The 15,764-nt window shown below is 63.0% G+C and carries 13 protein-coding genes; 11 read left to right on the top strand and 2 right to left on the bottom strand.

The genetic code is table 11. The annotated features are described in order from the left end of the window. Positions 1-63 precede the first annotated feature (63 nt). The 3 genes from ACFELO_RS12500 to ACFELO_RS12490 all read left to right on the top strand — a co-directional run bounded on the left by ACFELO_RS12500 (position 64) and on the right by ACFELO_RS12490 (position 3,568). Positions 64-1,128: an SMP-30/gluconolactonase/LRE family protein gene (locus ACFELO_RS12500; RefSeq protein WP_440958098.1), complete on the top strand. Its 1,065-nt coding sequence runs from the start codon at positions 64-66 to the stop codon at positions 1,126-1,128. Next, positions 1,125-1,913 carry an SDR family NAD(P)-dependent oxidoreductase gene (locus ACFELO_RS12495; protein WP_440958097.1) on the top strand — a complete coding sequence of 263 codons (789 nt, stop codon included), beginning with the start codon at positions 1,125-1,127 and terminating at the stop codon, positions 1,911-1,913. The genes ACFELO_RS12500 and ACFELO_RS12495 overlap by 4 nt, the downstream gene beginning before the upstream one ends. 176 nt (positions 1,914-2,089) lie before the next feature. Beyond that, the gene (locus ACFELO_RS12490; RefSeq protein ID WP_440958096.1) at positions 2,090-3,568 is read left to right on the top strand and encodes a methyl-accepting chemotaxis protein; all 1,479 of its coding nucleotides are present in this window, start codon (positions 2,090-2,092) and stop codon (positions 3,566-3,568) included. 19 nt (positions 3,569-3,587) lie between these two features. On the opposite strand, the gene ACFELO_RS12485 is transcribed toward ACFELO_RS12490, so the two are convergent. Continuing rightward, positions 3,588-4,007: a MerR family transcriptional regulator gene (locus tag ACFELO_RS12485; protein ID WP_440958095.1), complete on the bottom strand. Its 420-nt coding sequence runs from the start codon at positions 4,005-4,007 to the stop codon at positions 3,588-3,590. A gap of 140 nt (positions 4,008-4,147) precedes the next feature. Between ACFELO_RS12485 and ACFELO_RS12480 the strand changes: the two genes are divergently transcribed. The 8 genes from ACFELO_RS12480 to ACFELO_RS12445 are packed head-to-tail and all read left to right on the top strand — an operon-like array spanning position 4,148 to position 14,840. Further along, positions 4,148-5,047 carry an SDR family oxidoreductase gene (locus ACFELO_RS12480; protein WP_440958094.1) on the top strand — a complete coding sequence of 300 codons (900 nt, stop codon included), beginning with the start codon at positions 4,148-4,150 and terminating at the stop codon, positions 5,045-5,047. Further along, positions 5,044-6,654 (top strand): acyl-CoA carboxylase subunit beta, encoded by a 1,611-nt coding sequence (locus ACFELO_RS12475; RefSeq protein WP_440958093.1) that lies wholly within the window; start codon positions 5,044-5,046, stop codon positions 6,652-6,654. The genes ACFELO_RS12480 and ACFELO_RS12475 overlap by 4 nt, the downstream gene beginning before the upstream one ends. Before the next feature lie 30 nt (positions 6,655-6,684). Beyond that, the gene (locus ACFELO_RS12470) at positions 6,685-7,854 is read left to right on the top strand and encodes an acyl-CoA dehydrogenase family protein (RefSeq protein WP_440958092.1); all 1,170 of its coding nucleotides are present in this window, start codon (positions 6,685-6,687) and stop codon (positions 7,852-7,854) included. A gap of 2 nt (positions 7,855-7,856) precedes the next feature. After that, positions 7,857-8,657: an enoyl-CoA hydratase/isomerase family protein gene (locus ACFELO_RS12465; protein WP_440958091.1), complete on the top strand. Its 801-nt coding sequence runs from the start codon at positions 7,857-7,859 to the stop codon at positions 8,655-8,657. A gap of 2 nt (positions 8,658-8,659) precedes the next feature. Beyond that, positions 8,660-10,633, top strand: coding sequence for an ATP-binding protein (locus tag ACFELO_RS12460; protein WP_440958090.1), 1,974 nt, complete (start codon positions 8,660-8,662; stop codon positions 10,631-10,633). 4 nt (positions 10,634-10,637) lie between these two features. Beyond that, complete coding sequence (locus ACFELO_RS12455) at positions 10,638-11,516, top strand: 3-keto-5-aminohexanoate cleavage protein (protein ID WP_440958089.1); 879 nt, start codon at positions 10,638-10,640, stop codon at positions 11,514-11,516. 23 nt (positions 11,517-11,539) lie between these two features. Then, positions 11,540-13,375 (top strand): AMP-dependent synthetase/ligase, encoded by a 1,836-nt coding sequence (locus ACFELO_RS12450; protein WP_440958088.1) that lies wholly within the window; start codon positions 11,540-11,542, stop codon positions 13,373-13,375. Further along, the gene (locus ACFELO_RS12445; protein ID WP_440958087.1) at positions 13,362-14,840 is read left to right on the top strand and encodes a flavin-containing monooxygenase; all 1,479 of its coding nucleotides are present in this window, start codon (positions 13,362-13,364) and stop codon (positions 14,838-14,840) included. Before ACFELO_RS12450 ends, ACFELO_RS12445 begins: the two co-directional genes overlap by 14 nt. Here the strand turns inward: ACFELO_RS12445 and ACFELO_RS12440 are convergent. Then, positions 14,837-15,760: an alpha/beta hydrolase gene (locus tag ACFELO_RS12440; RefSeq protein ID WP_440958086.1), complete on the bottom strand. Its 924-nt coding sequence runs from the start codon at positions 15,758-15,760 to the stop codon at positions 14,837-14,839. The two genes, ACFELO_RS12445 and ACFELO_RS12440, sit on opposite strands and share 4 nt — an antisense overlap. Between the last annotated feature and the right edge of the window lie 4 nt (positions 15,761-15,764).

The raw sequence follows: 15,764 nt of genomic DNA, 5'->3' as shown, positions 1-15,764 counted from the left end.
AGGCGCTTGCCCGTTTCACGCTTCTCCCGCAATGTGACGCAAATCACTTCAGGGGAGGGCGTGATGCTGCGCTGGATTCTGGGCGGCGTCGCCGCCTTGCTGATCATTCTCGGATTGGCCGCTTACGGGCCGGGCGCGCTGGATGCGCGCCCCTTTCATCCGACACCGGCTGATCCCGACCTCATGGCGCTGTTTGAAACGGTGCAACAGCCCGTGCGCCGGGAGATTCCTGATCTGCATGGCGCCGAGGATCTCGAGCCTGGCCCTGATGGCCGGCTCTACGCCAGCCTGGCGGATGGCCGCATCATGGTGCGCGAAGTTGCGGGCGGCTGGTCGGAATTCGCCAACACCAACGGACGCCCTCTGGGTCTGTCCTTCGGCCCGGATGGCGCCCTGTTTGTTGCAGACGCCCTGAAGGGCTTGCTGCGCCTGAATGCCGAGGGGGAGTTTGATGTCTGGCTCGCCGATGAGAGCGAGGGCGGGCCTCTGGTCTTCACTGATGACCTGACGGTGCTGGACGATGGCAGCGTCATCCTGACCGACGCCTCGCGCCGCTATGGCTATGGCGAATACATGACCTCGCTTCTGGAAGGCGAGCAGACGGGCGTCATCTACAAGGTCACGGGGCCGGATGAATTCACGGTGCTCGCTGAAGGCTTTGGCTTCATCAATGGCGTCGATCATGATCCGATGTCGGGCGTGGTCTATGTGAACGAGACTTGGTCTGCGCGGGTCATCGCGCTTGATCCTGAAACGGGCGCCTATGACGTTCTGATCGACGGCCTGCCGGGCTATCCGGACAATCTCGCCTTTGACGAAGACACGGGGCTTGTGTGGATCGCCTTGCCATCCCAACGCTCGCCACAGATCGAGGGTCTGCATTCCAATCCCTTCCTCAAGCGCCTTGCCTGGCGCTGGATCCAGATTGCGGGCCTGCCGCCCTTCCCGCCGCGGCCTGTCATGGGCATGGGCGTGAATGCCGAGGGTGAGCCCGTGCGTGTGCTTTACGGCCCTGATGATGCGCCTTTCGGCGCGACCACCGTGACGCCCTGGCAGGGCATGCTCTGGGTGGCCGGGCTCGAGCGCGATGGCGCGGACGCTTATGAGATGCCCGAGGCTGTGCAATGAGCGAGGCCGTCCTGATCACCGGCGGGTCGAGCGGGATCGGCCTTGCCCTGTCAGAGCTCTGGCTTAAACGCGGTTATGAGCTTTTGTGGGTCTCCCTTGATGAGGCGGAGATCGAGCGGGCGCGCGCGGGTCTTCTTGAGCGCTATCCCCATACACGGATCAAGGGGATGGCGCTTGACCTCGCCGCGCCAGACAGCGTTCAGCGCATTGTGGATTGGTCCACAAGCGAAGGCGGGGTCGAGGTTCTGGTCAATAATGCGGGCTTCGGCGTATACGGAGAGTCCAAAGACATCCCTCTTGCCGCTGAGCAGGCGATGATCGACGTCAATCTGCGAGCGCTTCATGCTCTGACCCGCGCTTTCCTGCCGATCCTGGAAGCGCGTGATGGCGGCTATATCATCAACCTCGCCTCAAACTCGGCTTTCGTGCCGACGCCGGGCCTTGCGGTCTATGCCGCGACCAAGGCCTTCGTGCGTCATTACTCGCTGGCGCTAGAGCAGGAATTGTCTCGCAGCGGCAGCCGCGTGCGGGTGATGACTGTGTGCCCCTCGGCGATCTCCGACACGCCCTTCAAGGAGCGGGCGGGTATGGGGGGCGTGCGGACCTTTGAGAGCTTTGCTGCGACGACGGCGGCGGAAGTCGCTGCTGACATCATCAAGGGCTATGATCGCGACGCGACCGAAGTGGTCACAGGCGCCGCAATGCGGCGCACACTGATCCTGATGCGATTCGCGCCCGCCTCTCTGGTGCGCTGGCTGACCCGACGCGAAACGCAAAAGACCTGAAAAAATAATGCTCATACGCGTCTTGCGCACATGATTTTCGCTCTCAAGTAATGTTTTATGAAAACCGTACGCCGTATGTGGCTAAATTAAAGAGCCGTTAATCATCGGCGCTGCCTCCTCGCCGAAAGTTGAAAAGTATTCGACTTTCGTCGCACATTCATGGGGGTAAGCGGCAGATGTTTGCAGGTTGGGGACAGGGCGCTCAGGCGCTCATTGACGCCATTCATGCGTCGCAGGCGGTGATCGAGTTTGATCCACAGGGCAAGGTCCTGACCGCAAACGAGAACTTCCTTTCCGTCATGGGCTACAGGCTCGATGAGATTGTCGGGCAGCGACACGGCCTGTTCGTCACCCAGGCCGAGCGCGATGGCGAAGGCTACCGTCAGTTCTGGGACGCCTTGCGCGCCGGTCAGGCGCAAACGCGCCAGTTCCGACGCGTCGCCAAGTCCGGCGCCTATGTCTACATCCAGGCGACCTATACGCCTGTGCGTGGGGCGGGGGGCAAGGTGATCAAGGTGGTCAAGCTCGCCACCGACATCACCGAGAAAGTCCTGAAAGACCGCGATCTTAACGGGCAGGTTGAGGCGATCCGTCGGTCCCAGGCGGTGATCGAGTTCACACCGACGGGTGAAATTCTCGGCGCCAATGACAATTTCCTCAACGCTCTCGGGTACCGGCTGGAAGAGATCAAGGGCGGACACCATTCCCTCTTCGTCGCTGATGAGGAGCGCAATACGCAGGCCTACAAGCAGTTCTGGGCGGATCTGGCGTCAGGCGAAGCCAAGACCGCCGAGTTCAAGCGCATCACCAAGTCCGGCGCGCCGATCTATATTCAGGCGACCTATAGCCCGATCCTTGATGAGGACGGGAAGGTCTACAAGGTCGTTAAATTCGCCACTGATGTCACCGGGATGGTGGAAGCGCGTGAACACCGCACTTCGGTTCTGGCGGTGATGGCGGAGCAGATTTCAGAGATCGCCGCCGCCGCGGTACAGACCTCACAGCTGGCCAATGAGTCCGCCACAGCGACCGAGACCGCGACCGAGAATGTGCAGGCGGTGGCGTCCGGGGCGGAAGAACTGGCGTCCTCGATCGCCGAGATCAGCCGCCAGGTTGCAGAAGCGGCGAATGTGTCCAGTCGTGCCGTCGAGAAATCAGGACAGGCCCAGGCGGTGATCTCCGAGCTCGACGGCGCGGCTCAGGCGATTGGCGAAGTGCTGCGTCTGATCACCGACATCGCCGAGCAGACCAATCTTCTGGCGCTGAACGCCACGATCGAGGCGGCCCGCGCCGGGGAGGCCGGCAAGGGTTTTGCGGTTGTGGCCAGTGAGGTGAAGTCGCTCGCCAGCCAGACGGCGAAAGCGACCGATCAGATTTCGCGCCAGATCGAGGCGGTCCAGGGCAATACACGACAGGCCGTCAGCACGATTGATGACATCCAGCGCGTGATTGATCAGCTCAATCAGATCTCGACCGGCATTTCCACGGCCGTGGAGGAGCAAAGCGCGGTGACTGCGGATATCTCCTCGAACATGCAGACCGCGGCCGAGGGCGTGCGGACGGTCAGCGCCAACATCACTGAAATCGCCCAGGCTTCGGACATGTCCCGCGAAGCCACATTCAAGCTCGACGAAGCCGCAAAAAGCGTCGCCTAGTCGAGGCGACAGGGCGCGCCTAGTCCGCCGTATTGCGGCGTTTGGCGAGGCGCGCCTTCGAGCCTTCGTGGATCACGCGCAATTCATTGAGCGTGGTTTCGATCTCGGCCTTTTTCTCTTCCAGCCGCGCGATTTCCTGCGCCGTCATGTCGATGACGAATTCGAGCTGGCGCACCCGGCCCTCGCCTTCCTGGCCATAGAGCTCAAGGAAGGTCTTGATGTCGCTGAGCTTGGTGCCGATGGTCTTGGCGCGCAGGATCAGGGCGAGACGTTTCTTGTCCGCTTCGGTGTAGACCCGCTGGCCGCCCACGCGTTGGGGCGTCAGAAGTCCCTTGTCTTCATAAAAACGAATGGTCCGCGTGGTGATCGAAAAGGCCTCGGCCAGATCGGCGATGCCATAGAGGGCGCGGTTGCTTTGTGTATCAGGGGCGTGGGTCATGAGCCTGTCCTTGTTCACCCCTTCATACGCTGTTGCGTTTCCGCAAACAAGATGTGCTTGACGTATACGTTAAGCCCTGCGAAGCTCTGATCACACCGGCGGACACAGACCGGACCAGTCAGGGAGGAGACGGGCGCAAGATGAGCGATAACGCCACGCACGCCCGCTATGACAGCGTGTTTCGCGATGACCTGTTCAAGGGACAGGTCATCATTGTGACGGGCGGCGGTTCGGGAATTGGCCGCTGCATCGCCCATGAGCTGACCGCTCTGGGCGCCCATGCCATTTTGACAGGGCGCAAGCCCGACAAGCTCGCTGCGGTGGCGGAGGAAATCTCCGGGGATGGCGGCTCGTGCGAAACAGCATCGTTTGACATTCGCGATGAAGACGCGGTCTCAGCGGCGGTCGCAGGCATGGCCAAGCGCCATGGTCGCATCCATGGCCTCGTGAACAATGCAGGCGGGCAATTCCCCGCCAATGCCGAGGACATCTCCAAGAAGGGTTGGGACGCGGTGATCGCGACCAATCTGACGGGCGGATTCCTGATGAGCCGGGAAGTGTTCAAGGCCTCGATGGCCGAACATGGCGGCGCCATCGTCAACATCACCGCAGACATGCATCACGGCATGCCGGGCATGGCCCATTCGGGCGCGGCGCGGGCGGGGATGGAAAACCTCACTAAGACCCTCGCTTTTGAATGGGCCCCCAAGGGCGTGCGTGTGAACGCCGTGTCTCCGGGCTGGATCGCCAGTTCCGGCATGGACACCTATGGCGGCGCCTTTCGCGCGATCATTCCCATGCTGAAACAGAATTTGCCCGCCCAGCGTATGGGCTCTGAAGCCGAAGTGTCGGCGGCGGTGACTTTCCTCTTGTCGCCGGGCGCGGCCTTCATCACCGGCGTCCAGATGCAGGTAGATGGCGGCGCGCCTTTGGGCGAGCGTCACTACCCACTGACGCCCCACAACAATTCGGACGTCTTCAACGGCTTCCACCGCGCGGTCGACCCGGCGGTGTTGCGTGGCGAGGGTGCTGAGTCATGAGCGTGCTGACCAGCCGTCTCAATCCGGGGTCGGATGAATTCAAGGCCGCCCATGCCGCCATGAGTGAAAAGCTCGCCAGCGTGCGCGCTGCGGAAGAGCAGGTACGGGCCAATTCCGCCGCCAAAAAGGACCGCTTTGAAGAGCGCGGCCAGCTTCTGCCGCGCGAACGCGTGGCGCGTCTGGTCGATCGGGATGCGCCCTTTCTCGAGATTGCGCCGCTGGCCGGTCTTAAAATGCATGACGATGATGGCGGGCGAGGCGCCTCTGGCGGCGGCGCGGTTGTCGGTATTGGCGTCGTGGCGGGCAAGCGCTGCGTGATCTCGGCGTCTGACAGCGCCATCAAGGGCGGCACGGTCGCGCCCATGGGATTGAAGAAATCCCTGCGGGCCCAGGAAATCGCCCTGCAGAACAAGCTGCCCATGATCCATCTGGTGGAATCAGGCGGCGCGAATCTTCTGTATCAGGCGGAAATCTTTGTGGATGGCGGCCGCAGCTTCGCCAATCAGGCGCGTCTGAGCGCGGCGGGCATTCCCCAGATCGCGGTTGTGCACGGCAGCTCGACAGCGGGCGGCGCCTATCTGCCGGGGATGAGCGATTACGTCGTACTGGTGCGCGAGAAGTCGAAAATCTTCCTCGCGGGCCCGCCGCTGGTCAAAGCCGCGATTGGTGAGGACGCTGATGATGAAAGTCTGGGCGGCGCCGATCTACATGGTGAAGTGACCGGGCTTGGCGAGTATGTCGCCGAGGATGACGCTCAGGCGCTCGCCTATGCGCGCGAGATCATGGACAAGCTCAACTGGTCCCCGGCCACGCCATCCGGCGGCGGAGATGCGCCCGTCTATGACGCCGAAGAGCTGATGGGCGTGGTGCCGGCCGATGATCGCACACCCTATGACGTCAAGGATGTGATCGCGCGGGTCGTGGACGGCTCGGATTTTCTCGAATTCAAGGCGCGCTATGGCTCTGAAACCGTGTGCGGGCATGCCCGCATAGGCGGTCAGATCGTCGGAATCATTGGCAATAATGGCCCGATCCAGCCTGAAGGCTCGACCAAGGCGGGTCAGTTCATCCAGCTGTGTGATCAGTCCGGCACGCCGATCGTCTTCCTGCAGAACACCACCGGCTACATGGTCGGCTCGGCGGCGGAGCGCGCAGGCGCGGTCAAGCATGGCTCCAAGATGATCCAGGCGGTGGCGAATGCCCGCGTGCCCAAGATCACCATTGTTCTGGGCGGCAGCTTTGGCGCGGGCAATTACGGCATGTGCGGGCGCGGCTTTGATCCGCGGTTCATCTTCGCCTGGCCCACTGCCCGCACCGCGGTGATGGGCGGGGCGCAGGCCGCGAAAGTGATGGAGATCGTCACCCGCGGCAAGAATGCGCGCGCCGGGATCGATACGGACGAAGAGGCGCTCGCCCAGATGAGCGCCATGATCACCCAGAGCCTTGATGAGCAGAGCCAGGCGCTCTTTGCGACAGCCCGGCTCTGGGATGACGGAATTATCGACCCGCGCGACACCCGCGCGGTGCTGATCGAATGCCTGAACACCTGTGCTGAAGCGGACGCCCGCCAGCTCAACCCCAACACCTTCGGAGTCGCGCGGTTCTAAAGACGCGGCCCGTGCCGGGAGGAGACGAGAATGCAGTTCACCGAGACCCACGAGCAGCTTCGCGACACGGTCGCCAAGTTCGTCGCCAATGACATCAACCCGTATGTGGACGAATGGGAGGCCGCCGATCAGTTCCCCTCTCATGAGGTCTTCAAGAAGATGGGCGATCTGGGCCTTCTCGGCCTGCGCTATCCCGAGGAGTTTGGCGGCGCCGGGCTCGACATGACCTATTCACTCGTCCTCGCCGAAGAGCTGGGCATGATCAATTGCGGCGGCGTGCCGATGGCCATCGGTGTGCAGACTGATATGTGCACCCCGGCGCTGGCCCGGTTTGGCTCGGACGAGCTGCGCAAGCAATTCCTCGCGCCGGCGATTGCGGGAGATATGGTGGGCTGTCTCGGCGTCTCCGAACCCGGTGGCGGGTCTGACGTTGCAGCGGTGAAGACCACCGCAAAGTCGGATGGCGATGATTACATCATCAACGGCACGAAGATGTGGATCACCAATGGTCTGAAGGCGGATTGGTGCTGCCTTCTGGCGAACACGTCAGATGGCAAACCCCATGAGAGCAAGTCGCTGATCATGGTGCCGATGGACCTGCCGGGGATCGAGAAGCAGAAGATCCACAAGATCGGCATGCACTCGTCCGACACCGCCCAGCTGTTCTTTGATGATGTGCGCGTGCCCAAGCGTTATCGCATCGGTGATGAAGGCGCAGGCTTCATCTATCAGATGCTGCAATTCCAGGAAGAGCGCATCTATGGCGCGGCGTCTTCGCTGAAGAACCTCGACAAGCAGATCGACCTGACCATCGAGTACACGCGCGACCGTCACGCTTTTGGTCAGCCGCTGCTGGACAATCAGGCTATCCATTTTCGTCTGGCCGAGCTTCGCACTGAAGTCGAGCTGCTGCGCTCGCTCGTCTATCGCTGCGTGGATGACTTCGTCGAAGGCAAGGACATCACCAAACTCGCCTCCATGGCCAAGCTCAAATGCGGCCGTCTGGCGCGTGAAGTGTCCGATAGCTGCCTGCAGTTCTGGGGCGGCATGGGCTATACGGCGGACAATCTTGTCAGCCGCTCTTTCCGCGATGGTCGCCTGATCTCCATTGGCGGCGGCGCGGACGAGATCATGCTCGGCATCATCGCCAAGCTCGAAGGCACGCTGCCCAAGCGTCGCAAGCCTGAAGGCAACACATAATCATGTCCGCTCCGCAGACCCTTCTGGTCGAGCGCTGCGCGCGGGTTCTGCATGTGACGCTGAACCGGCCCGACATGCGCAACGCCATGTCGCTTGAGATGGTGGACGAGCTGATCGCCGCCCTGGCCGACGCCGAACAGGCGGGCGATCGCGCCATCGTGTTGCGCGGAGCGGGCGGGCATTTCTGCTCGGGCGGCGACATCAAGGATATGGGCGCCGCTCAGGGCCAGCCCGTCAGCGAGGGCTTTGACCCGATCGCCAACGTCAATGCGCGCTTTGGTGAATTGTGCGTCGCCTATGCCAGCACCGGCCTGCCCGTGGTGGCGGTGGTTGAGGGTGCGGTGATGGGCGGCGGCTTTGGTCTCGCCTGTGTGGCCGATGTGGTGCTGGCGTCTGAAACGGCGTTATTCCGTCTGCCCGAAACCGGGCTGGGGATCGTGCCCGCCCAGATCGCGCCCTTCCTGGTGGAGCGTTTGGGATACTCCGAAGCGCGACGCCTGGCGGTTACGGGCGGCAAGCTCGATGCAGGTTCGGCGCTCAAGATCGGGCTTGTCCATGCCGTGCATGAGACCGGCGCGCTGGAAGCGGCGCTCGAGGCCGAGCTCAAACAGATCCGCAAGGGCGCGCCCAACGCCATCGCGACGACCAAGGCGCTGATGCGCCGGGCGCGGCTGGAAGAACCGGCGAGCCTTGTTAAGGACGCCGCCATGGCTTTCGCCAGGGCGGCGCGCTCTGAAGAAGGGGCGGAAGGCATGACAGCGTTCCTTGAAAAGCGTCCCGCCCGCTGGGCCGAGGAGCGGTGAGTATGAGTGCGAAGTCATTCTCCAGCGTACTGGTCGCCAACCGCGGCGAGATCGCCGTCCGTGTGCTGAATGAAGCGCGGGATTCCGGCCGCACGGCGATCGCCGTCTATTCTGAAGCGGACGCGAGCGCCCTGCATGTGCGTCAGGCGGATCTGTCGGTTTGCATCGGCCCGGCGCTGGCCAGCGAAAGTTATCTCAATATCGACGCTGTGCTGGACGCGGCCAAGAAAACCGGCGCTCAGGCGATCCATCCCGGCTATGGCTTCCTGTCTGAGAACGCCGCTTTTGCCCGCGCCGTGATCGAGGCGGGGCTCGTATGGATTGGCCCGCCTCCCGAAGCCATCGACGCCATGGGGGACAAGGCGCGCGCCAAGGAATTGATGATCAAGGCGGGCGTGCCCACCCTGCCGGGCTGGCAGGGCGAGGACCAGTCAGACGCCAATCTCAAGGCCGAGGCGGACAAGGTTGGCTATCCCTTGTTGATCAAGGCGGTGGCGGGTGGTGGCGGTCGCGGCATGCGGATTGTGCGCAGCGCCGCCGAGTTTGCTGAAGCGCTGAATTCGGCCCGCCGGGAAGCGAAATCGGCCTTTGGCGATGACGCCGTGCTGATCGAGAAATTCGTCGAGCGCGGCCGCCATGTGGAGATTCAGGTCTTCGCGGATCTTGAGGGCAACTCCATCCATCTGGGAGAGCGTGATTGTTCGGCCCAGCGTCGCCGTCAGAAGGTGATCGAGGAAGCGCCATCTCCGGCGGTGAACCCCGAGCTGCGTGAGAAGATGGGCGCGGACGCGGTCGCCGCGGCCAAGGCCGTGGGCTATGTGGGCGCGGGCACGGTGGAATTCCTGCTCGATGAGAGCGGGGCCTACTACTTCCTCGAAATGAATACCCGGCTGCAGGTCGAGCATCCGGTGACCGAGGAAGTGACCAGAACCAATCTGGTGCAATGGCAGTTCGAGATCGCCTCTGGCGCGCCGCTGCCCTTGAGCCAGTCGGATGTGACGATCGAGGGCTGGGCCATTGAAGCGCGGCTCTACGCCGAAGACCCGTTCAATGGCTTCGCGCCGCAATCGGGCCTGATCCTGGCCTATGACGGCGATGTGTCGAGCGCGGGCGGGCGCGTGGATGCAGGTGTCGAAACCGGCGATATGATCGGGACCGATTACGACCCGATGGTCTCCAAGGTCATCGGAACAGGCGCCAGCCGGGACGAGGCTATCGCCTCACTACGGGCGGCTCTGAAGTCTGATCCGTTGCTGGGCGTGACGACCAATCGCGACTTCCTGCTGGCGCTGGTGGATGGCGAAGCCTTCCGCACGGGCGCGATCTGCACCGCCGATCTCGATCTCTGGGCGGAAGAGGGGACGGGCCCCTTTGCCAAACCCGGCTCTGACCCGAACGCGATTGCGCTGGCGGCAGCCCTTCTGGGCGCGGCCCCGGCGGGGGTGATCCGCTCGGGCTCGGTGAGTGGCTTTGATCTGCCGCTGGTCGTTAATGGCGAGGCCATGACGGTTCGGGTCGAACAGATCGGGCCTGAGGCTGTGTCGGTCGCTATCGAGGGCGAAGCCGCGCCGCGCCAGGTCCAACTTCTGGACGAGGACGAGCCCGGCGAGATCGCGTTTCGCATCGATGGCGTGGATCGCCGCGCTCATGTGGCGCGCAGCCAGGACGGCGCGCTTCATATCGCTTTGGGCGAGCAGATCAATGCTATCGCCGAGGCGTCGCCCTGGGGCGCGGACGCCGCGTCTGATCCGTCAAAAATCATCGCGCCTGTCTCGGGCGCCGTGGTGGCGGTGAATGTGAAGCCGGGCGATCAGGTGAAGGCAGGCGATGTGCTGGTCGTCATGGAAGCGATGAAAATGGAAATGCGCCTGAGCGCTGCAGCCAACGGCGAAATCGCCTCGGTCAATGCGCAAGCCGGCGCGCAGGCCGCGAACGGCGCGGTGCTGATCGAGCTAACGCTCAACTCACAGGAGTAGACCGATGGATAAGGCCGTTCTGACATGTGCGCTCAATGGCGTGCTGACCAACCCCAAGACCCATCCGGTTCCGGTGACCCCTGAACAGATGGCCGCGAGCGCACGCGAAGCCTTCGACGCGGGCGCCAGCGTCATGCATGTGCATTACCGGATGCAGGATGATGATCATGGCCATTTCCCCAGCTGGGATCCCGAGGTCGCAGCCAGCCTGATTGATGCGATCCGTGATGCGTGTCCGGGCGTGATCATCAACTCGACGACTGGCGTTGTGGGCCCGGACGTGTCCGGTCCGGCGGCGTGCGTGAAGCGCGTTAAACCTGAAATCGCGGCCTGTAATGCGGGCTCGCTCAACTATCTCAAGCTCAAGCGCGACGGATCATGGGCCTGGCCGCCGATGATGTTCGACAACCCGGTCGAGAAGGTTCAGGCCATGCTCGATGCGATGGCTGAAGTGGGCGCACACCCCGAGTTTGAATGCTTTGACGTGGGCATCGTGCGCTGCGTGAACATGTATATCGAGAACGGCATGGCGCCGTCCGCCCACTATAATTTCGTGATGGGCGTCGCCTCGGGCATGCCGGTGGACGCCGAGCTCTTGAAATTGTTGCTTAATTACAAGCGGGCAGGCGATCCCTGGCAGACGACCCTGATCGGGCGTCAGGAAATCTGGCCGGTTCACCAGGCCACCGCCGATCTGGGCGGTATGCTTCGCACCGGACTTGAGGATACCTTCTATCTGCCTGATGGCGAACGCGCCACGGGCAACGGAGCCTTGATCGAGGCTCTGGCGCAATGCGCCCGCAATGCCGGGCGAGAGATCGCATCGCCGCAAGAGGCGCGCGAGATCATGGGCCTGAACGCGGCGGAGACCGCGCATGCCTGAAATGGTTCACAGGGAGGAGACGCATGGAGGCGCGCGCGAGTGATTTGCCCCGTATCGGGGCGGAGAACTGGTATCCGTCTACGCCAGCCCGTTTGCTGGAGAAGGCCCAGACACGCGGCCCGGACCCCGCCTACGCCGTTCGGTTAGGCGAGGGCTGGGCCTATACGTCATGGGCGGAATACGCCGAACAGGTCCAGACTGCGGCCCGCGCCCTTGTTGCGCTGGGGCTCGAGGACGACGAGACCGTCGCAATTCTGGGCTATAACCGGCCTGAATGGACGATCATGGCGATCGCCGCGATGATGGCGGGCGGTCGCCCGGCGGGGGTGTACTGGACCAGTGCGCCGCCGGAAGTCGCCTATATCCTGCAACACTCCAAGGCGCCCGTGCTGCTGGTGGAAACCGCCGAGCATGTGGAGCAGGCGCTCGAGCTGAAAGCCGAATGCCCCGAGCTTGAGCACATTATCGTCATGGAAGGCGGGGCGGGCGATCACCCCGATGTCCTGAGCTGGGCGCAATTCATGGCGCTCGGCGTGCACGAGCACCAGGACGCTGTCAGTGAGCGGATGAAGGCGATCAACGAGACCCGCATCGGCTCGCTGATCTACACCTCCGGCACCACCGGACCGCCCAAGGCGGTCATGCTCAGCCATGGCAACATCTCATGGAGCGCAGCGAAACTGAGCGAGATGTTCAAGGCGCGCCCCGGTGATCGGACCCTGTCCTATCTGCCCATCGCCCATGTGGCCGAGCAGCAATCAAGCGTCCACAACCATGTCATGAGCGGGGCGATCATGCACTTCGCCCAGTCCATGGAAACGCTCGCCGATGACCTCAAGGCCTGCCGCCCGAACGTGTTCTTTGGCGTGCCGCGGGTCTGGGAGAAGATGTCCGAGACCATTCGCGGTCGTTTGGCGGAAGCGACCGGCACAAAGGCGAAGCTTGCGCACTGGGCCATGGGCGTGAACCGCAAATGGTATGAAGCCAGGCTCAATGGCCGGTCGCCCAATCCCCTCCTGTCCTTGCAGAAACCCATCGCCAATGCGCTGGTGATCAAGAAGGTGCAGGAAGCGCTGGGGCTTGATGACTCCCGCATGCTGATCTCGGGAGCGGCGCCGATCAGCCCCGAAGTCCTGTGGTTCTTTACCGGCCTCGATCTTCTGATCTGCGAAGGTTATGGCCAGTCAGAAACCAGCGCCCCCACCGCTTTCAGCATGCCCGATCAGATCAGGATCGGCTCGGTCGGCAAGATGATCGAGGGGATGGAAGCGCGGGTGTCCGAGGAGGGCGAGCTGCAGGTGCGCGGCCCGAACGTCTTCGTTGGATATATGAACAATAACGAGGCGACCGAGAACACCTTTACCCGCGATGGCTGGATGAAGACCGGCGATGTGGTGCGGATCGACGAGGATGGCTATGTGTTCATCACGGGCCGGATCAAGGACATCATCATCACTTCGGGCGGCAAGAACATCACGCCGGCCAACCTCGAAACCGACCTGATGAATGCACCGCTGGTGGAGCATGCGGTGGTGGTGGGCGACGCCCGCCCCTATCTCAGCGCGCTCCTCACCCTGAGTGCTGACGGGCTTGCCGAGTTCGCCCGCAAGCAGGGTCTCAGCCCCGAGGACGCCCGTCAGAGCCAGGCGCTTCACGACGAGCTGCAGGCTGCGGTCGACGCCATGAACAAGCGGTATGCGCGGGTGGAAAACATTCGCAAATTCCGGGTTCTGGATGCGCCTCTGAGTGTGGAGACCGGTGAGCTGACGCCGACCCTGAAAGTGCGGCGCAATGTGGTGATCTCGCGCAATCAGGCGCTTGTCGATGCGATGTATGCCGAAGGCCATGACGAGGTCTGATCTGCCGGCGCGCACGGATGTCCTCATCATCGGGGCCGGCATGTCCGGCCTCGCCATGGGCCGTCAGCTCAAGCGGGCCGGAATTGAGGATTTCATCATCGCCGAGCGCGCTGAGGGGCCGGGCGGGGTGTGGCGCGCCAACGCCTATCCCGGTGCGGCCTGTGACGTGCCCAGCCATCTGTATTCCTATTCGTTCTTTCCCAATCCGGACTGGAGCCGGAAGTTCGCGCCCCAGGCCGAGATCAAGGCCTATTTCGAGCGCGCCAGCACTGAATTCGGGCTCGATCCGCATATGCGTTTTCGCAGGTCAGTCCGTGAACTGATTTATGATGAGGGTCGCGGGATCTGGCGGGTCGGGTTTGAAGACGGGGCTGAGCTCGAAGCCCGCGCTGTCATCAGCGCAGTCGGGCAGTTGTCTGAACCTTTCTCGCCCGCCTTTGAAGGGCAAGATGCGTTCAAGGGCCGTATCGTACACACAGCGGAATGGACGCCCGATGTCGACATGACCGGCCAGCGTGTGGTGATGATCGGCAGCGCCGCCAGCGCGATACAGGTCTTGCCCCATGCTGCAAACGCCGCGTCCGAGCTGACGGTCTTCCAGCGCACGCCCAACTGGATCATTCCCAAGCCGGACCGGGCCTTTACGGGCGTTGAGAAATGGCTGTTCCGGCATGCGCCCGGCTATCACGGGCTCTACCGGATGGGCAGTTTCCTGTTGCATGAGTCGCGCTGGCCAGCCTTCCGCTCAGGCGGTCTGGCGGCGGCCTATACCCGCCATCGGCTGACCCGGCGCATCAAGTCCGAGGTCTCCGATGATGCGATGCTCGACCAGCTGCTGCCGGACTATGCCCCGGGCTGCAAGCGGATCCTTCTCTCCAACGACTTCTTCTCAAGTCTCAATCAGCCTCATGTTCGACTGGTCACAGACGGTGTTCAACGCCTCAGCTCTGAAGGCGTGGTGACCAGCATGGGCGAACACATCCCGGCCGATCTCATCATCCTTGCGACCGGTTTCAAGGCGACCGAGTTCCTGCCCAGCCTGGATGTGCGCGGGCGAAGCGGTCAGCCCCTGAAGGCGGCGTGGGGGAATAGTCCTGTAGCCTATAAGGGCGTGGCGATGGCGGGGTATCCGAACCTCTTCACCCTGTATGGCCCCAACACCAATCTGGGGCACAATTCGATCATCTTCATGATCGAGCGACAGACCGAGTTTGTCCGTCGTCAGATTACGCGACTTCTGTCCAGCGGCGCGAAGAGTCTCGAAGTTCGGTCCGAGGCGCAGTCGGCGTTCAATGCCGACCTTCAGAAGCGGCTTTCGGGCACGGTCTGGGCGGGAGAGTGCCCCTCCTGGTACAAGAAGAGCCCGGACGGGATCATCGTCAACAACTGGTCCGGCCCCGCCAGCCGCTATGCCTGGGCGGTGGCGGGACAGGATCAAGCCGCGTTCGTGCTGGAGGCGGACTAGTCCGCCGACAGGATGGGTTCGGCCCAGGCTTTCACGTGCTCCAGCGCTACATCTGCTTCAGGCAGGAGCGGCGCAAAGAGCGGGAAGTCATGCCAGAGCGCTTTCCAGATCTCGCATTGCACCGGGACGCCCGCCTCTTCGAGCTTGCGGGCGAAGCGGATGGAATCGTCGCGCAGGATTTCATCATCGCCGGTCTGGATGAACATGGGCGGCAGACCGCTCAGATCGGCGAACAGGGGCGAGGCTTCCGGCGTGTCCGCCGGGGTGTCTTCGAGATAGAGCTGCGCGCCGATAGCCAGCCAGTCCGGCTTGAGCATCGGGTCGACCTTGGCGCGGCTGCGTGTGCTCTCGCCGCTACCTGTGAGGTCCGTCCAGGGCGAGATCAGATAGGCGCCCTGAGGCAAGGGGCGGCCCTGATCGCGCTGGCGGAGAAGGCTGGCCAGCGATAGCCCGCCGCCGGCGCTGTCTCCAGAAATCAGAACCGGACCGTCGCTATGTCCCATCGCCCAGTTCAGCGCGGCCGCGCCGTCATCCACGGCGCAGGGGAAGACGTGCTCGGGCGCCAGTCGGTAATCGACCGAGACGGCCTTGATGCGCAGGGCCATGGCGAGGCGGGTGACAAGGGGGCGGTGGCTCTTGGCGGAGCCGAGGCTGTAGCCCCCGCCATGTAAAAACAGCAACAGCCCCGGACGCCGGTCATCGGGCGTGAAACTGAGGGCCGAGAGTCCCGAGATTTCCGTTTTCTCGATCACAATGCCATCTGGCTTGGGCAAGCGATCCGCACCCGCATCCATGCGCTTGCGGGAGATCTGCCGCGGGTTTTCAGGAGACATCACCGTCTTGCCTGCCGTACGGGCCATGTGGCGCGCCAGCAACCGCCGCGGGCTGAGAGCGCCTTGTTTGGCAATGGTTTCAATCACGCGG

The sequence above is a fragment of the Oceanicaulis sp. LC35 genome, assembly GCF_052055585.1.
Lineage (GTDB): Bacteria > Pseudomonadota > Alphaproteobacteria > Caulobacterales > Maricaulaceae > Oceanicaulis.
This window is presented reverse-complemented; position numbering and strand designations above follow the sequence as displayed.